Here is a 15,572-nt window from a genome sequence, read left to right on the forward strand (position 1 = left end):
ATAGGCGAAGGCTGCTGAAGAGGGAGGTGCCGATGCCGTTGGACGAAGATGTGGTGGCTGCGATTTATCGCGATCACGGCACCGCCCTGAAACGCTTCGTGGTCAGCTGTACCTCGGACACGCACCAGGCCGATGACGTGGTGCAGGAAACCATCCTCCGGGTCTGGCAGCACGCACCTCAGATCACGGGAAGTTTGCGCAGCTACCTTTTCAGGACGGCCCGGAACGTGATCATCGACAACTACCGGAAAGCCCAGCGGCGTCCCCATGAGACCGGGGAGTACGACCTCCCTGACAACTCAGCGGCCGAACGTGTTGACGAGCTCCTGAACCGGGTGCTCATGGAGGAGGCCCTGCTCAGGCTCAGCGTCGAGCACCGGGAGGTCCTGGTGGCTCTGCACTACCAACGGTTCACGGTGGTGGAAGCAGCCCTCCAGCTGAACATCCCGGCCGGAACAGTGAAATCCCGGGCTTTCTACGCGGTGAAAGCCCTCCGAACAATCCTCGATGAAATGGGGGTGGAACGATGAACGGCAACTCCGTCCACCAATTGTTGGGCGCCTACCTGCTGGGTGGGCTGGAACCTGGCGATGTCCGCGCCTTTGAGGACCACCTTGACTCCTGCGCCGACTGTCGGCAGGAACTCGAGGAGCTCGCAAGCCTCCCGGCACTCCTGGATGCGGTGCCGGCCGCGGATGCCGTGGCACTGACTGCCGCGGGATCCTCGTCCCTTGCGCCGTTGGCCCCTGAGCCCGAACCACTTCCGGAGAAGGTCCTGGTTGATCTTGCAGTCCGCAGGCGGAAATCACGACGCCGGTGGGCGGCTTTCGTGGGTGCCGTTGCCGCTGCTTGCCTCGCCGTCGGTTTCCTGGCCGGGCCGTTGTTCAACCAGCCTCCGAAACCGGATGCGAGCTATTCGGTGCAATCCGACGGCGGCTTGCAGCTCACGGTGGGCATGGTCAAGAAAACGTGGGGCACGGAGTTGGACGTTGAGGGCCGGAGCATGCCCCTTGAAGGCACTCTGTACTTGTGGGTCAAGGGCCGCGACGGGGCCGAAGAACGCACGTGCGGGTGGACGGCAACGCCCAGTGGGCGGATCAAGATCACCGGGGCGACCCCTGTGCAGTTGGCGGGCATCGCCGGCGTTGAACTCCGGGACGAGGCCCAGAAGACGGTGGCATCGATTTCGGTGCCGTGAATCGTCGGGTGCCCTGAATCTCTCGGTGCCCTGAATCGTCGGGTGCCCTGAACCTAGCCGCCGCTCGCCTGGGCCTTCAGTTCGGCGACCAGTGCAGGATCCTCGCACGCCCTTGCGAAAGCTTCGATCCGCCGTTCAATCTCGCGTCCGAGCAACCAGCTGCCGATTCGCTCCGCCACGGGCTTGAGGAAAGCCGGGCGGCACGAAAAGGTGTACTTCCAGACTGCCCGGGTGCCGCCGTCGTCCGGGGTGAAGCGCCAGCCACCGCCGAAGTTGTCGAAGAACCAAGGGCCCGAAACCATGGTCATGCCCACGTTGCGCGGGGGAGTGTAGGAAACATACTCGCTGACCATCTTCAGGCCCATGCGCGAAACAGTCCGGGTCCGCACGCCCTTTCCCGCCGCTTTGGCTCCATCCATGAAAGCCTGGGCGGAAATGAAGGGGTCCCACTTGAGCCGGAACGCGCCCGTTGTCTGGGAGAGTGCAAAAGCGGTTTCGGGGTCCAGCCGGATAAAACGTTCAGCCCGTACCTGTGGCATCAGAACCCCTGCCCTGATCCCAGTACCAGGAACACCATGAAGGCAATGCCGAAAACGTTGACCGCCATGATCGCCAACCCGATGATTCCGGTGATGCGGCCCGCGCTCATTCGGCCAGCACGGAAGACGGCAACTAGCCCACAGATCACGGCCACGATGGCCAGCAGGACCGCGACCCCGACCAGGATCAATGCGCCGATCCACCATGCCTGGTTGTCCGGGTTGTAACGGCTTATTGACGAGGCGATGGCCGCCAGACCGAGGGGAATGCTGACCACCGCGGCAATGGGCGACAAGACTGCCGAGACAATGCTGGTGATGCCGGCACCCAGCCCGCGGTTGCCCCGCCTCTGCGGCTGTTGGTAGTAGTCGACCGGTGGCTGGTAGCTCATGATTCCCCCAAAAGTCCGTTGACTAGAGCTTGCGATACGTGAGGTCGAAGATCATACGACCGGCTTCGTGGGCTTTGTTCTCGAAGCTCGTGCGGATCCGGCCATCGAACCGGGGAGCCCAGCCGCCTTCCTCATCCACGCCCTCATTGGGACCGGTGTGCTCGGTGCTGACGGGCGCCCGGCCCTCCCTGACCGGTGCACCGCCTACAACGGATTCGACGCCGGATTGCCACACCTGGGTCAGCGGGCTCTCCTCGCCGCTGCGCTCGCCTTCGTGCATGTTCTCGAACTCGGTGGACCCTGCCAGGACTTCGCGGACATGTACGGCGTAGTTGGACCAGTCGGTGGCGATCCTCCAGTAGCCGCCCTTTTGGAGTGCCTTGGCTGCAACGGAGGCGAAAGCCGGCTGGATGAGCCGGCGTTTGTGATGGCGTGCCTTATGCCAGGGGTCCGGGAAGAACACCCACAGTTCGCTGACTGACCCTGCGGGCAGCATGGATTCGAGGACCTCCGGGGCATTGGCTTCCACCACGCGCACGTTGGTCAGGCCCCGGCTGTTGATCTTGATGATGGTGTTCGCCAAGCCCGGCGTGTAAACCTCCACCGCCAGGAAGTCCTTGTCCGGGTTCTGCTCGGCGGCATGGACCACGGCGTCCCCCAGTCCGGAACCGATCTCCACGATCAGTGGCGCTTTGCGACCGAAGACGGCCTCGGCGTCGAAGGTGTAATCCGGGTGCACGGACGTGTTGGCGACGTGCCGGGGGACCTGGATTGCCCAGCGCTCGGCGTGCTCTTCCCAAGCCGCCTGCCTCCGGCCCTGCAAACGGGTGCCGCGGCGCACGAAACTGACCGGCCGGCCACCGTAGGTGCCGAAGGAAGCCTGGCTGCCGGGGGTGACGGGGCGCGGGGAATCTGGGGTTTCACTCATCACTTCCAGAATACTTGGGTTCGGGTGGCGGCTCTGCAGAGGGGCCCCACCCTCGTGCCCTCCAGGACAGCACGCACCTAAGACGGGGCTAGTCCCGGGATTGCGGCCGGTCGCGTCGCAGGGCAGAAAGAGTCGCTTCAAGCGGATCGATGCTCGTGAGAGCCATCTGGCCCGCCCTGAGCAGCCAGAGTTCTTGGATGGCTCGCCCCGCAAGCGAAGCAGACTCCCAGAGAATCACGGATTCCAGCACGATCATGTCCGTTCGTCTGCTGACGTCCCCGCGGCTAAACAGTCGGAACTCCGAATCGAACCCACCGAGCTGCGCCAGATGCCTCATGACGGGATACCAGTTCAGTTTTGTCTGGGACCTTTTCATCCCATCTCCAAAAGAGCGAACGAAGAGATGAGCCGCGACGACGTCGGGATCTGCCGCCTCGACGTCCGCTAATCCGTCAAAAACCCTCTGGCTATATTCCATTCGGTGAGTCTACGAGGAACCTGAACGTTGGTTGGTTCACCGTGTCCCATTTCCTTGGAAGGAGCACGCTCGTTCGGCACGCTTCCTCATCCGCGAAAAACCAAAGTCCGTCACTGACAGAATAGGACGTGTGACCTCCTCGAAGATCCCCGGTAATGCAGAGAAGCCAGTCTTCCCCGACCTCACAGTCGACGCCGAAATCGACGACGTTCCCGCCGCGAACCCCACGCAGCTAAGGGGCAAGCGCGGCCTGGTCTACCTCGGTATCTGCCTGGTCCTCATCGGCCTGAACCTGCGCACGGTCTTCTCCAGCTTCTCCGCGGTCCTTCCGGAAATAACGTCCGACGCCGGTCTGCCGGGCTGGTCGCTGGTGGTCCTCACCACGGTGCCGGTCACCCTGCTGGGAGTCTTCGCGCCGCTTGCCCCCATCCTGGCCCGCAGGTTCGGCGCGGAACGGGTTCTTTTGGGTGCCATGGCCGTCCTTACGGCGGGCCTACTGCTCAGGCCCTTGGACATCCCCGGAGCAGGCCATCTGCCTGCGCTTCTCGCGGGTACGGCGGCCAGCGGTGCCGCGATCGCGCTCTGCAACGTGCTTCTTCCGGGCGTGGTCAAGAGGGATTTCCCACACCGCCTGGGTTTGATGGGCGGCCTCTACACCACGGCTATCTGCGCGTCAGCTGCCTTGGGAGCGGGCTTCACGTATCCGGTCTTTACGGCAACCGGCCAATGGACTTCGGCGCTGTGGTTCTGGGTGGCGCCTGCCGCCGTCGTGCTTCTGCTGTTCCTGCCGCTGGCCATCCGGCAGCCGTCCGTCAAGCACCAGGCCGTCCACGGCGGCGTGAACGTGTGGCGCTCGGCAGTGGCCTGGCAAGTAACCATGTTCATGGTGCTGCAGGCCATGATGTCTTTCAGCGTGTTCGCGTGGATGGCGCCGATCCTGCGTGACCGGGGGATCGACGGCGCAACGGCCGGGCTCATTGTTTCCGTGTCGATCGTGCTGCAGATGCTCGGCTCCCTGTTTGCTCCGGCCCTGGCGACGCGCTTCAAGGACCAGCGGATCATCAACATGGTGGTGGCCTTGATGACAGGTGGCGGCTTCGCGCTGACGATCTTCGGGCCCACCGAATTCATCTGGGTGTGGACCGGCCTCAACGGACTGGGGCAGGGGTCACTGACTGCGGTGGCCCTGACCATGATCATGGTCCGCACCCGGGACGCCCACACTGCCGCGCACCTTTCCGGGATGATGCAGGGCGTTGGCTACGGAGTGGGTTCCGCCGGGACGCTTATGGTGGGGCAACTGCACCAGGCCACAGGCGGCTTCGCGGCGGCCGGCATCCTGTTCCTGATCGTAGGTTCGTTGGCGGCGTTCTTCGGCTACCGGGCTGGCCGGGACCGCTTCGTTTAACCCAAGTAAGTAACAGCAGATGTCGTTTTGAGCCCTCAAAACGACATCTGCTGTTACTCAGTTGGGTGAACCTAGACGGTGAGGTCCTTGCCCTTCGTCTCCGGGATCGAGAACGCGAACACGATGCCCACCAGGAGCAGGATCACGGCGTACACGTTGAACAGGTAGCCCTGCCCGACGCTCCCGAGCCAGGTCTGCAGGTAAGGGGCCGTGCCACCGAAGACCGCCACGCAGATGGAGTACGGAACGCCGACGCCGATGGTCCTGATGTGGGTGGGGAACAGTTCGGCGTACACAGCCGGGACGATCGCGGCGCTGCCTGCGATGAAGAACAGCATCACGGACATGGACACGGCCAGCTGCCACGGTGAGTCTTTCAGTAGCCACGTCATGGGGAAGTGCAGCAAGGCGGCTCCGGCGGAGGACACGATGATCACGGGCTTGCGGCCGATCCTGTCGGAGAGCTTGCCCCAGAACGGCAGGGCGGCGATGAACACGACGTTGGCGATCACTCCGGCCCAGAGTGCGGCGCCGCGGTCCATTTTCAGCGCTGTGGCCGCGTAGCTCGGCGCCACGACACCCCAGATGTAGTAGACCACCGTGAGGCCAACAGTGAGGCCGATAACCTGGAGTGCCTGCTTGCGGTACTTGACGATCTGCGGCCAGATCGGCAGGCGCTTCTCGTTGGGAGCCTCGGCCTCGAACGCTTCGGTTTCCTTCATCTTGGCCCGCATGAACAGGGCGTAAATGCCCAGCGCGCCGCCGATCAGGAACGGAATCCGCCAACCCCAGGCACTCATCTCCGCCTTGCTGAGGACGCCGGTGAGGATGGCGCCGAGCAAGGTGCCCGCCAGGATGCCGGCGGTGCCGGAGGTGTAGATGAGGGTGGCCCAGAAGCCGCGCTTCTCCTTGGGGGCCATTTCAGAAAGATACGTTTGCGACGACGGCAACTCGCCACCGTGCGCCAGGCCCTGGATCAGGCGGGCAATCAACAACATCACCGAGGCGAACGCGCCCACGGCTTCGAAGGTCGGGGCCACGCCGATCAGCAGGCTGCCCAGTGCACCGAGGGCAACTGCAACAGTCATGGAGGTCTTGCGGCCGATCCTGTCGCCGATCCAGCCGAAGACGAAACCGCCGAACGGCCGGGCAACAAACCCGACGGCGAAGATCGCCAACGTGGACAGCACGGCTGAGGTGGGGTCGGCCTGGCTGAACAGGGCACTGGCGATGAATGGCGAGAACGTGGCGTAGATGGCCCAGTCGTACCATTCAACGGCGTTGCCGATGCCGGTTCCTATAAGCGTGCGCACATGGGACTTGTGGACCTTGACGTCGGGGGACGTTCCTACGGTGGCGGTCATGTGGTTCTCCAAGGGGGTGGGAGGCTAGTTGCCGGAGAGGGTTGCGATGCGGGATACGGCGAGCTCTGCGTACAGGGCCGCGCCGTCGGTGAGGACGCCGTCGTCGAACGTGGCGTAGGGCGAGTGGTTGAACGGCGACGTCGTGTGGTCGGCTCCGGGGGCGACCGCGCTGAGTCCCACGAAAGTTCCGGGGACTTCGGCCAGGACCCGGGAAAAGTCCTCCGAGCCGCTCAGCGGAGTGGCCATCCGGGTGTGCCGGGACTCGCCGAACATGCCGGCGATGACCTTTTCCGCGGTGGCGGTCTCGTCGTCGTTGTTGATGGTGAGGGGGTATTCCTCCTGATAGTGCACGTCAGCCTCCAGACCGTGGGCTGCCGCGATGCCGTGGAGCAGCCGCGGTACTACTTCCATCATCTTCCTGCGGGATTCCTCGGAGAAGGTCCTGATGGTGGCTTCGATCCGGGCGGTCTCGGGGATCACGTTGCGCTTGGTTCCGGCGTGGAGGACTCCCACGGTCAGGACTACGGGATCAAACATGTTGAACTGCCGCGTGACCATGACCTGCAGGGCCGTGACCATTTCGGCGGCGGCCGTGACGGGGTCCTTGGCCGAATGCGGGGCTGAGCCGTGCCCTCCTGCGCCGAGGACTGTCACCACCAGTCCGTCCGATGAGCTGAGCATGACGCCGGGCTTGGTGACAAAGTGGCCGTGGGGTTCCAGCGACGAGAAGACGTGCATTCCGTAGGCGGTGTCGGCGCGGCGGCCGGCGGCATCCAGGACACCCTCCTTGATCATGTAGCTGGCGCCGTCGAAGCCTTCTTCGCCGGGTTGGAACATGAGGATGACGTCGCCGGCCAGCTGGTGCTGCCGCTCGGCAAGGAGGGTGGCGGCGCCGGCGAGCATGGAGGTGTGGAGGTCATGGCCGCAGGCGTGCATGGCGCCATCCACACGTGAGGTGTAGTCAACGCCGGTGGTCTCCTGCACAGGAAGGCCGTCCATGTCCGCGCGCAACAGCACCACGGGCTTCTCGGCCGAAGCGTGTGCCGCGCCGCCGCGCAGAACCGCGGTGACCGACGTCGTTTCCTTCCCGAGGGTGATCTCGTACGGAAGTCCGTCCAGCGCTTTAAGCACCTTCTCCTGGGTGCGGGGAAGTTGCAGCCCGATCTCCGGTTCGCGGTGGAGGTCGTGGCGGAGGCGGACGATGTCCCCCTGCAGTTCCTTGGCGTCGGCGACGATGGTCATGATTCTCCTGGATCTATCCGGTTATGTGTTCCTCATGCCATTCTGGGGTGACCTGCTTCACATGTCTGGAAACAACTGTAAATATGCATTAACGGACTCAAAACAGCAGGATTCATGCGCTCATCTGGGAGAATCAACTCATGGAGCTCAGTGAAGAAGATCTACGCCTGGTCAATGCATTACAGATCTCGCCACGTATCAGCTGGTCCGACGCCGGCAGTGTGCTGGGCGTCCACGCCACCACTCTCGCATCGCGCTGGGACCGGCTCAGGGCCGCCGGCGCAGCCTGGACCACCGCACACCTGATGGGCGATCCCAAGGACATGTGCCTTGCCATGGTGGACATCGACTGCGAAATGCACCTGCGGCCCGACGTCACAGCCGCGGTCGCGCAACTTCCCGAGGTGATCACAGTGGAAGAAGCAGCCAGCAACCGCGACCTGACATTGACGGTGATCACCCCGGACCTGGAACAGTTCAGCACCCACGTTTTGCCCCGCCTCAAGGAAGTGCGGGGGCTGACCAAGTACCACACGGCACTCTGCACCCGTATCCATACAAGCGGCTATGCGTGGCGGCTGAACGTGCTCAGCAAGGCCGAGCAACAGGCCTTGCGGGCGCTCGCCGGTCCTGAGTCTGCCAACCCGTCAGCCCCGGACAAGGTAGTGGCCCCGCTGCCCGAGACCCACCTGGCACTCATCCCGTTCCTGGCGCGGGACGGACGCGCCACGGCAGCAGAGATCGCCAGGGCGCTGGACCGCAACCCCGCCACCGTCCAGCGCCAACTCGGGCGCGTGCTGGCCAGCCGGATGCTGTCCTTCCGCTGCGAAATTGCCCAACAGTTCTCAGGATTCCCCATCACGGTGCAGTGGTTCGCGAATGTCCCGGCAGGCCAGCATGAGGCTGCGGCCACCGAGCTCAGGGCCATCCGCAATGTCCGCTTCTCCGCGTCCACCACGGGGCGGACCAACTTCACCATGATCATGTGGCTGCGCTCGCTGGCCGACGTCATGGAAATGGAGCTCACCATCCAACAACGGATCCCGGGCATCGAACTCGTGGAAAGCGTGGTGATGCTGAACACCGCAAAGCGGGTGGGGTGGATGCTGAACCCCGATTCGACCGCCACAGGAACAGTAGTGCCGCCCTACGGTGACTTGTTGCCGGAGGGTGTCTAAACGTGTTTCGTGGCCCGCAGAACGGTGTCCAAAGTGGTGCCGGATTCGCCGCTGGGCCCTGAAACGGTTCGTTCCCTGTCTGTGAGGACATTGACGAACCACGGCTCGCGATCCAGCCGCAACGCGCCAGCCAGCTGTTCGGGAGTGAAAAACATCCCGGGCTCGTGATGATGCTGACTCCAGGAGGGGAGGCCGTGCGGGTGATGACCGACCACCAGCAACGTTCCGCCAGGGGCCACGGCAGCCGCCGCTGAGGTGACGGAGTCACGCCACGGCAACAGGGGCGAGTGCAGGAACTGCGCCGAGACCAGATCGAACTCCGGTTGCGCATCCCATTCGGTAAGGTCCTGTTGCTGCCACATGATCCGGTCGGCGACTCCCGCCTCCTCGGCGTGCACGGCCGCCCGTTCAAGCGCGACGGCGGACACGTCCATTGCGGTGACGGTCCAGCCCTGCTTCGCGAGCCAGATGGCATCGCCACCCTCCCCACAGCCCAGGTCCAGGGCTGTGCCGGGTTTCAGTCCTGCAACTTCCGCCACCAGCTGCGGATTCGGATTCCCGCTCCAAATCTTTGGCCGCTCCCGGTACATTCCGTCCCACATGTCCACGGCGTTGTCTGCATCCTTGTGGAGGTTAAGTCCGCCTTGCTGGGCGCCTTCGTGCTGGTGGCCATGCTGGTGCGTGGCTGCGCCGGCGGGCTGTTCACTGAGGTGGGTTCCGGCGTCGTGCGTCTGTTCAGTCATGACCCAAGCGTCCCGCGAGGCGGCCGCCAAAGGCAATGCCCTTTGCTATTTCGGCAAGTTCAGGGTTGCAACCGGGGATGGTTTTTCCAATCGATGGTGGGTATTCTCTGACCCACACGCGCCTTTTGGAGAATCACGGCGCCTGAAAATTGGGGGATTTCATGGTGTTGCCAGCGCGAAAATCCAGTCTTAGGGCCGTCCTGTCAGGTGCCCTTGCGGCCTTGGTGTTTGTGGCATCAGTGCCGACGTCGCAAGCGGCTCCACCGGTGTCCGACGCCGCGGGGTTGGCAGCACCTGTGGCAATCCAGACGGCCAACCGATCAGATCCCAAAAAGATCGACGTGGCCCGCCCGCGGTTTGTGGAACTCAGTAAAGATGGCACGAGGCTCTTCGTGGCGAGCCCCGAGGGCCTTCTTTCCGTGGTGGATACGGCCCAGGGAGCAGTAACCAAGACCGTGCAAGCCGAGCCCACCACGGCCTTGGTGCTGAGCTCGAACGGATCAACGGCATTCATGGCGACGGGTGACAACATCACGATCATCGACACTGCAGCAATGGCCATTGAGGCAGTGGTCCCCATGGACGATGGGGTAGCCGGGATGGTGCCCAGCCCCGACGGAACGGAGTTGTACGTCGGGCTAAAAACCGCAGGCGTGAAGGTTGTCGATGTTGCCCAAGGCGAGGTGGCAGCCCAAATACCTGCTGGCGGCAATATCACCAAACTGATAGCTACGCCCGACGGGGCGAAGATCTATGCCCTCCGAGGAGCGGAGGTAGCCGTGATTGATACGAAGAGCGGCTCAATTCTGGACACCACCCCAATGACCGGGACGGACGGCACCCTCTCACCGGACGGAACGCGCCTGGTCACGGTGCACGGATGGGGACTGTCCGTCATAAACACCGCCACTGATACGGTCCTGGCCACTTTTTCAACGTTCTTGGAGCCGTCCGCACCCGTTTTCACTCCGGACAGCAAACGCGCCTTCTTCGAAGACCACGGCCAACCCTATTACCCGTCGCCTGGCCGGCGGGTGATAAACAATCCGATGGTGTCCCAGCTCAACCTCGAAACCCTGACGGTGGGGCAGGCCACTCCGGACAGGCAGGAGTGGAGCACTATTGTCATGCACCCGGATGGAACGCGGCTTTATCGCTCCCAGTCAACGGTGATCCAAGAATGGGGTGCCAGGTCCGATGGGTCCTCCATCCCGCTGGTAGAAGAGGTCCAACTGGGTGTATCCGCGTCCGTCCGGCAGATAGCACCGGACGGATCCCAGCTTTATGCCGCTGCCTTTGACGGGAACGCCATCTGGGTGCTGGACACCTCCGGCCCGCCACGGAACGTGTGGAAGGACTATAACTCCGACGGCGCCACCGACGTCCTTGCGCGGGACGGTGAAGGCGTTTTGTGGCTCTACCCAGGCGACGGAAAGCGGGGATGGCTGCCACGGTCGGCGGTGGGTTCAGGATGGAACGTCATGAGCCTCATTCTGTCCCCCGGTGACTTCAACGCAGACGCGCATGCTGACGTGCTGGCACGTGATGCTGCCGGGGACCTCTGGCTGTATCCAGGGAACGGCAGTTCGGGTTGGCTCCCCAGGACCAAGGTAGGCGTGGGCTGGAATGCCATGACCGCCGTCGTGACCCCCGGCGACTTTGATGGTGACGGCAAGGCGGACGTCCTGGCGCGTGACGCCGTTGGGGACCTCTGGCTGTACCCAGGCAACGGCGCGGGTGGCTGGCTTCCGCGAACCAAAGCAGGAAGTGGCTGGAACCAAATGACCACCATTCTGGGGCCCGGGGAGTTCGGGGCGCCGGGAGCGGACATTTTGGCCAAGGACGCAGCCGGCACCCTGTGGCTTTATGAAGGGAACGGCACGGGCGGATGGCTGCCACGCAAACAGGTTGGGACAGGCTGGAACGTCATGACGGCGCTGGTGACACCCGGCGACGTCAACAGCGACGGGCAGCCCGATGTCCTGGCGCGCGATGCCATCGGAAATCTCAAGCTTTATAGCGGAACGGAGTCGGGAGGCCTGCAAGCGGACCTGCAGGTGGGGGCTGGCTGGAACGTCATGACCGCCATCCTCTAATGCTGCTCCGTGGCTTGGTTCCAGCGCTGCGCCCCCGCCCCGGAGGCGCCGAGCTCGTCCGAAGGATTCTGCAGGGTGCACGACTTCAGGCTCAGGCAGCCACAGCCGATGCAGCCATCAAGGTCGTTCCGGAGGTGCTGCAATGCCGCGATCCGCTGGTCGAGTTCCTCCCCCCAGCGCAGCGACAACTTGCTCCAGTCCCGTTTGGTGGGCGTGCGGCCTTCCGGCAACGAATCCAGGGCCTCCCGGATGTCCTTCAGCGGCAAGCCCACCCGCTGCGAGGTCTTGATGAATGCCACGCGCCTGAGTGTGTCCCGCCGGTAGCGGCGCTGGTTGCCCGCAGTGCGCTCAGCCTCGATGAGCCCGTTGCGCTCGTAGAAGTGAAGGGCCGACGGCGACACTCCGCTGCGCTCGGAAAGCTCACCGATGGTGAGGGGCCGGTGGGCGGGCGCTGCGGGCATGGGGCTGCTTCCGGTAGTGGTTTGCTGGATTGACCTCAACATTAGTTGAGGTTCTAGGCTGGCGTCCATGACCTCTGACACCTCAACGGCCGGGATTCTGGGCCGCCCCTACCTCCTTGCCACCGTGGGAGCGTGCGCGCTGGTGTTCCTCAGTGCGTTCGAGTCGCTCGCGGTGACAACCATCATGCCGCTCGTGAGCCGTGACCTGGACGGAGCCAGCCTCTACGCGCTGGCCTTCGCCGGACCGCTGGCCACCGGTGTGATGGGCATGGTGGCGGCGGGCAACTGGTCCGACCGTCGAGGTCCGGCCGCGCCCTTGTACTCATCGGTGGCCTTGTTCGTCATGGGCCTGCTGATCGCCGGTATGGCCGGAAGCATGGAGATCCTGGTGCTGGGCCGGCTGGTCCAGGGCTTGGGCGGCGGCGCGATGACTGTGGCCCTCTACGTTTTGGTGGCCCGGGTCTACCCTCCGGCGCTGCACCCCAAGATCTTTGCCGCCTTCGCCGCATCCTGGGTGGTCCCTTCCCTGGTGGGGCCCTTTGCCGCGGGTGTCGTTGCCCAGTTAAGCAGTTGGCACTGGGTGTTCCTTGGTGTTGTGGGACTGGTTGTGCCCGCATTGCTGATGGTGGTGCCGGCAGTACGGGCGATGAACTCCGAGCCTGCCGCTGAAACGGTTCCGTGGGCCTTCGGGCGCATGGGCTGGGCGGCGCTCGCAGCCGTTGCCGTCCTTGGGCTGAACCTGTCCGCCGAGGTTCCGGGCGTGGGCGGGGTGATTGCCGCCGTCGCGCTTGTCCTGGCGCTGGTGGCTGTTCGGCCGTTGGTGCCGCGAGGGACCCTGACGGCCCGGCGGGGATTGCCCAGCGTGATCCTGGTCAGGGGCCTGGCCTCCGCGGCGTTCTTCGGGGCCGAGGTGTACCTGCCGTACCTGCTGACCGAGCGTTACGCCTTCACGCCGACGTTCGCCGGGCTGACCCTGACCGGTGCGGCACTGGCGTGGGCCGGGGCGTCGGCGATCCAGGGGCGGTTGGGGATCCGGATGCCTGATGGTCTCGCCATCAGGATCGGGGCGGCGCTGGTGCTGGTGGCCATCGTCTTGACGCTCGCGACCGCCACGTTTGCCCTGCCCGCGGGCGTTGCCATCGGCGGCTGGATCCTGGCCGGCGGCGGCATGGGGCTCATGTACCCGCGGCTTTCCGTCATGACATTGGCGCTGTCCAGCGAGGAAAACCAGGGCTTCAACAGTGCAGCAATGTCCATCTCCGACTCCCTCGGCGGTGCGCTGTCGCTGGCTGCCACGGGCCTGGTCTTCGCGGCATTTACGACGACGAACCCATTTGCGGGGGTCTTCGCACTGACGGCGGTCATCGCCGTCGTCGGGGTTGTGATGGCGCCGCGGGTCGCCGCCCGCAAGGGCGCATCCGGCACCCGGACCGCCCAACCCGAACTCACGCACCACCCCTAACCCCCAGTTGTGAGGCCTGCTTTGCGCGTTTTGCGGGCCTGGAAGCACGCAAAGCAGGCCCCGCAACGCCAGGTGGGTTCGTTGTGAGGCCCGCTTTGCGCGTTTTGCAGGCCCGGAAGCGCGCAAAGCGGGCCCCGCAACTCTGGCCGATGCAAGGCTCCACCCTAATCACTGCTAGACTGGGAACACTTGATGTGCGGTGACGCCCTGAAGCAGGTGACCTGAACGGTTACGCGGCGGGGCATTTTTCATGTGAGAGGCACATCCTGCGTCGATGAACGCGTTCCATTTGGTCCCGGCCAACGCTGCTGCAGCGAACCGGTAGACCACCTGACTTTTCCTCGGCGAACCCCTGGCCCAACCGGTGTCGGGGGCCGATGTCCGCAACTGGACACCGCCCGAAAGACATGAAGTTTATGACTACTTTTGCTGCCCTTGGCACGCCCAAGGCCATTGCTGAATCCCTCGCCGCAGACGGCATCGAAGAAGCATTCCCCATCCAGGTCAAGACCCTCCCGGACACCCTCGCGGGCCGCGATGTCCTGGGCCGTGGCCGCACCGGCTCCGGCAAGACCATCGCGTTCGCCATCCCGTTGGTGGCACGCCTTGCCGAGCGCGAAGCCAAGCACTTCCGCAAGCCGGGCCGCCCCATGGGCCTCGTCCTTGCGCCGACGCGTGAACTGGCCACCCAGATCAACGCCACCATCGAGCCGCTGGCCAAGGCCATGGGCCTGAACACCACGGTCATCTACGGCGGCATCTCCCAGGCCCGCCAGGAGAAGGCGCTGCGCGCCGGCGTCGACATCGTCATCGCCTGCCCCGGCCGCCTGGAAGACCTGATCCGCCAGCGCATCCTGACCCTCGAAGCCGTTGAGGTCACCGTGCTGGACGAGGCCGACCACATGGCAGACCTCGGCTTCCTCCCGGTGGTCAAGAAGCTCATGGACATGACCCCCACCCAGGGCCAGCGCCTGCTCTTCTCCGCGACGTTGGACAACGGTGTTGACAAGCTGGTCAACCGTTACCTCTCCAACCCGCTGACGCACTCCGTTGACGATCCCCAGGCCGCCGTCACCACCATGGAACACCACGTCCTGGTGGTCAACGACCAGACCGTCAAGAAGCAGCTCATCGTTGAACTGGCCTCCGGCGCCGGTCGTCGCGTCCTCTTCATGCGGACCAAGCACCATGCCCGGAAGCTTGCCAAGACCCTGACCGACGCCGGCATCCCCGCCGTCGACCTCCACGGCAACCTGTCGCAGAACGCCCGCGACCGCAACCTGGCCGAGTTCTCCAACGGTGACGTCCGCGTCCTGGTGGCCACCGACGTCGCAGCCCGCGGCGTGCACGTTGACGACGTCGAACTCGTCATCCACGTGGACCCGCCCACAGAGCACAAGGCCTACCTGCACCGCTCCGGCCGCACGGCCCGCGCCGGTTCCGATGGCACCGTGGTCACGCTGACCCTCCCCGAGCAGCAGAGCGACGTCAAGAAGCTCATGAAGGCTGCCGGAGTGGACGTTTCGTTCGAACGCGTCACGGCCAACTCCCCGTTGGTTGCTGAGCTGGTTGGCGACATCGCCGACAAGGTGGACCCACGCACACGTGCGGCCCTCCTCGCGGCGAAATCCCCGCAGGGTGGCGGCACGTCAACCGGCGCCAACGCCCAGCGCAAGCGCGCACGTCGTTCCAACCAGGCTGCTCCCACCGCTGGTGGTCGTGGCGGCCGTGGAGGACGTGGAAAGGTCGCGGCTGAGCCGGTCCGTACCGACGTCAACCGCGCCGAGCGTCGCGCAGCAATGAACGACGACGTCGCCCGCAACCCGCGCGGTCGCGGCAAGGCTGGTGCCACTCACCGCAATGACGTTCCCGGCTCGCAGGGCCAGGGTGGTCGCAGCGGTCGTCCGGCAACCGGGCAGCGCTCAGCTTCGGCTCCGCGCAGTGCTTCCACCACCTCGACGCGTACCGGCGGAAACAAGGCCGTATGGTCCTCCGCTACTGGCGCTACGTCCGGCGGATCCTACGGTTCGGGATCAGGCAACTCCGGCCGTGCTGGCTCGGGTGCCGGCCGCCCGGCACGCAG

15 protein-coding genes are annotated in these 15,572 nt (G+C 64.6%); 7 read left to right on the forward strand and 8 right to left on the reverse strand.

Annotated elements, in window-relative coordinates; translation table 11 throughout:
* Positions 1 to 32 precede the first annotated feature (32 nt).
* Together PJL15_RS03520 and PJL15_RS03525 are read left to right on the forward strand one after the other, a co-directional pair.
* On the forward strand, positions 33 to 530 hold the full coding sequence (locus PJL15_RS03520; RefSeq protein WP_281449826.1) for a sigma-70 family RNA polymerase sigma factor: 498 nt from the start codon (positions 33 to 35) through the stop codon (positions 528 to 530).
* A complete protein-coding gene (locus tag PJL15_RS03525; RefSeq protein ID WP_281449827.1) occupies positions 527 to 1,198 on the forward strand; it encodes an anti-sigma factor family protein in 672 nt (223 codons plus the stop codon). The genes PJL15_RS03520 and PJL15_RS03525 overlap by 4 nt, the downstream gene beginning before the upstream one ends.
* Before the next feature lie 53 nt (positions 1,199 to 1,251).
* Here PJL15_RS03525 and PJL15_RS03530 read toward each other — a convergent pair whose 3' ends face one another.
* The 4 genes from PJL15_RS03530 to PJL15_RS03545 form a co-directional block, all read right to left on the reverse strand.
* Positions 1,252 to 1,737: a type II toxin-antitoxin system RatA family toxin gene (locus tag PJL15_RS03530; protein ID WP_281449828.1), complete on the reverse strand. Its 486-nt coding sequence runs from the start codon at positions 1,735 to 1,737 to the stop codon at positions 1,252 to 1,254.
* Positions 1,737 to 2,129 carry a hypothetical protein gene (locus PJL15_RS03535; protein ID WP_281449829.1) on the reverse strand — a complete coding sequence of 131 codons (393 nt, stop codon included), beginning with the start codon at positions 2,127 to 2,129 and terminating at the stop codon, positions 1,737 to 1,739. The genes PJL15_RS03530 and PJL15_RS03535 overlap by 1 nt, the downstream gene beginning before the upstream one ends.
* 22 nt (positions 2,130 to 2,151) lie before the next feature.
* Entirely contained in the window at positions 2,152 to 3,057 is a 906-nt protein-coding gene (gene trmB, locus PJL15_RS03540) for a tRNA (guanosine(46)-N7)-methyltransferase TrmB (RefSeq protein ID WP_281449830.1), read from the reverse strand.
* Positions 3,058 to 3,145: 88 nt separating this feature from the next.
* Positions 3,146 to 3,535, reverse strand: coding sequence for a hypothetical protein (locus PJL15_RS03545; RefSeq protein WP_281449831.1), 390 nt, complete (start codon positions 3,533 to 3,535; stop codon positions 3,146 to 3,148).
* A gap of 130 nt (positions 3,536 to 3,665) precedes the next feature.
* Here PJL15_RS03545 and PJL15_RS03550 point away from each other — a divergent pair, with 130 nt between their 5' ends.
* Positions 3,666 to 4,943, forward strand: coding sequence for a CynX/NimT family MFS transporter (locus PJL15_RS03550; protein ID WP_281449832.1), 1,278 nt, complete (start codon positions 3,666 to 3,668; stop codon positions 4,941 to 4,943).
* A 71-nt stretch (positions 4,944 to 5,014) separates the two neighbouring features.
* Here PJL15_RS03550 and PJL15_RS03555 read toward each other — a convergent pair whose 3' ends face one another.
* Both PJL15_RS03555 and PJL15_RS03560 read right to left on the reverse strand, forming a co-directional pair.
* Complete coding sequence (locus tag PJL15_RS03555; RefSeq protein ID WP_281449833.1) at positions 5,015 to 6,307, reverse strand: MFS transporter; 1,293 nt, start codon at positions 6,305 to 6,307, stop codon at positions 5,015 to 5,017.
* Positions 6,308 to 6,331: 24 nt separating this feature from the next.
* Positions 6,332 to 7,549: a M20 metallopeptidase family protein gene (locus tag PJL15_RS03560; protein WP_281449834.1), complete on the reverse strand. Its 1,218-nt coding sequence runs from the start codon at positions 7,547 to 7,549 to the stop codon at positions 6,332 to 6,334.
* A 140-nt stretch (positions 7,550 to 7,689) separates the two neighbouring features.
* On the opposite strand from PJL15_RS03560, the gene PJL15_RS03565 reads away from it, so the two are divergent.
* Entirely contained in the window at positions 7,690 to 8,727 is a 1,038-nt protein-coding gene (locus PJL15_RS03565; RefSeq protein ID WP_281449835.1) for an Lrp/AsnC family transcriptional regulator, read from the forward strand.
* On the opposite strand, the gene PJL15_RS03570 is transcribed toward PJL15_RS03565, so the two are convergent.
* Entirely contained in the window at positions 8,724 to 9,470 is a 747-nt protein-coding gene (locus PJL15_RS03570; RefSeq protein ID WP_432443791.1) for an SAM-dependent methyltransferase, read from the reverse strand. The two genes, PJL15_RS03565 and PJL15_RS03570, sit on opposite strands and share 4 nt — an antisense overlap.
* 161 nt (positions 9,471 to 9,631) lie before the next feature.
* On the opposite strand from PJL15_RS03570, the gene PJL15_RS03575 reads away from it, so the two are divergent.
* Positions 9,632 to 11,566, forward strand: a complete 1,935-nt coding sequence (locus PJL15_RS03575) for an FG-GAP-like repeat-containing protein (RefSeq protein WP_281449837.1) — start codon at positions 9,632 to 9,634, stop codon at positions 11,564 to 11,566.
* Here PJL15_RS03575 and soxR read toward each other — a convergent pair.
* On the reverse strand, positions 11,563 to 12,096 hold the full coding sequence (gene soxR, locus PJL15_RS03580; protein ID WP_281449838.1) for a redox-sensitive transcriptional activator SoxR: 534 nt from the start codon (positions 12,094 to 12,096) through the stop codon (positions 11,563 to 11,565). The two genes, PJL15_RS03575 and soxR, sit on opposite strands and share 4 nt — an antisense overlap.
* Here soxR and PJL15_RS03585 point away from each other — a divergent pair.
* Both PJL15_RS03585 and PJL15_RS03590 read left to right on the forward strand, forming a co-directional pair.
* The gene (locus PJL15_RS03585; RefSeq protein WP_281449839.1) at positions 12,095 to 13,489 is read left to right on the forward strand and encodes an MFS transporter; all 1,395 of its coding nucleotides are present in this window, start codon (positions 12,095 to 12,097) and stop codon (positions 13,487 to 13,489) included. The two genes, soxR and PJL15_RS03585, sit on opposite strands and share 2 nt — an antisense overlap.
* 416 nt (positions 13,490 to 13,905) lie before the next feature.
* A partial coding sequence (locus PJL15_RS03590) for a DEAD/DEAH box helicase (protein ID WP_281449840.1) occupies positions 13,906 to 15,572 on the forward strand: 1,667 nt, incomplete at its 3' end.

The sequence above is a fragment of the Paenarthrobacter nitroguajacolicus genome, from assembly GCF_029952445.1.
In the GTDB taxonomy this organism is placed as follows: domain Bacteria; phylum Actinomycetota; class Actinomycetes; order Actinomycetales; family Micrococcaceae; genus Arthrobacter; species Arthrobacter nitroguajacolicus_B.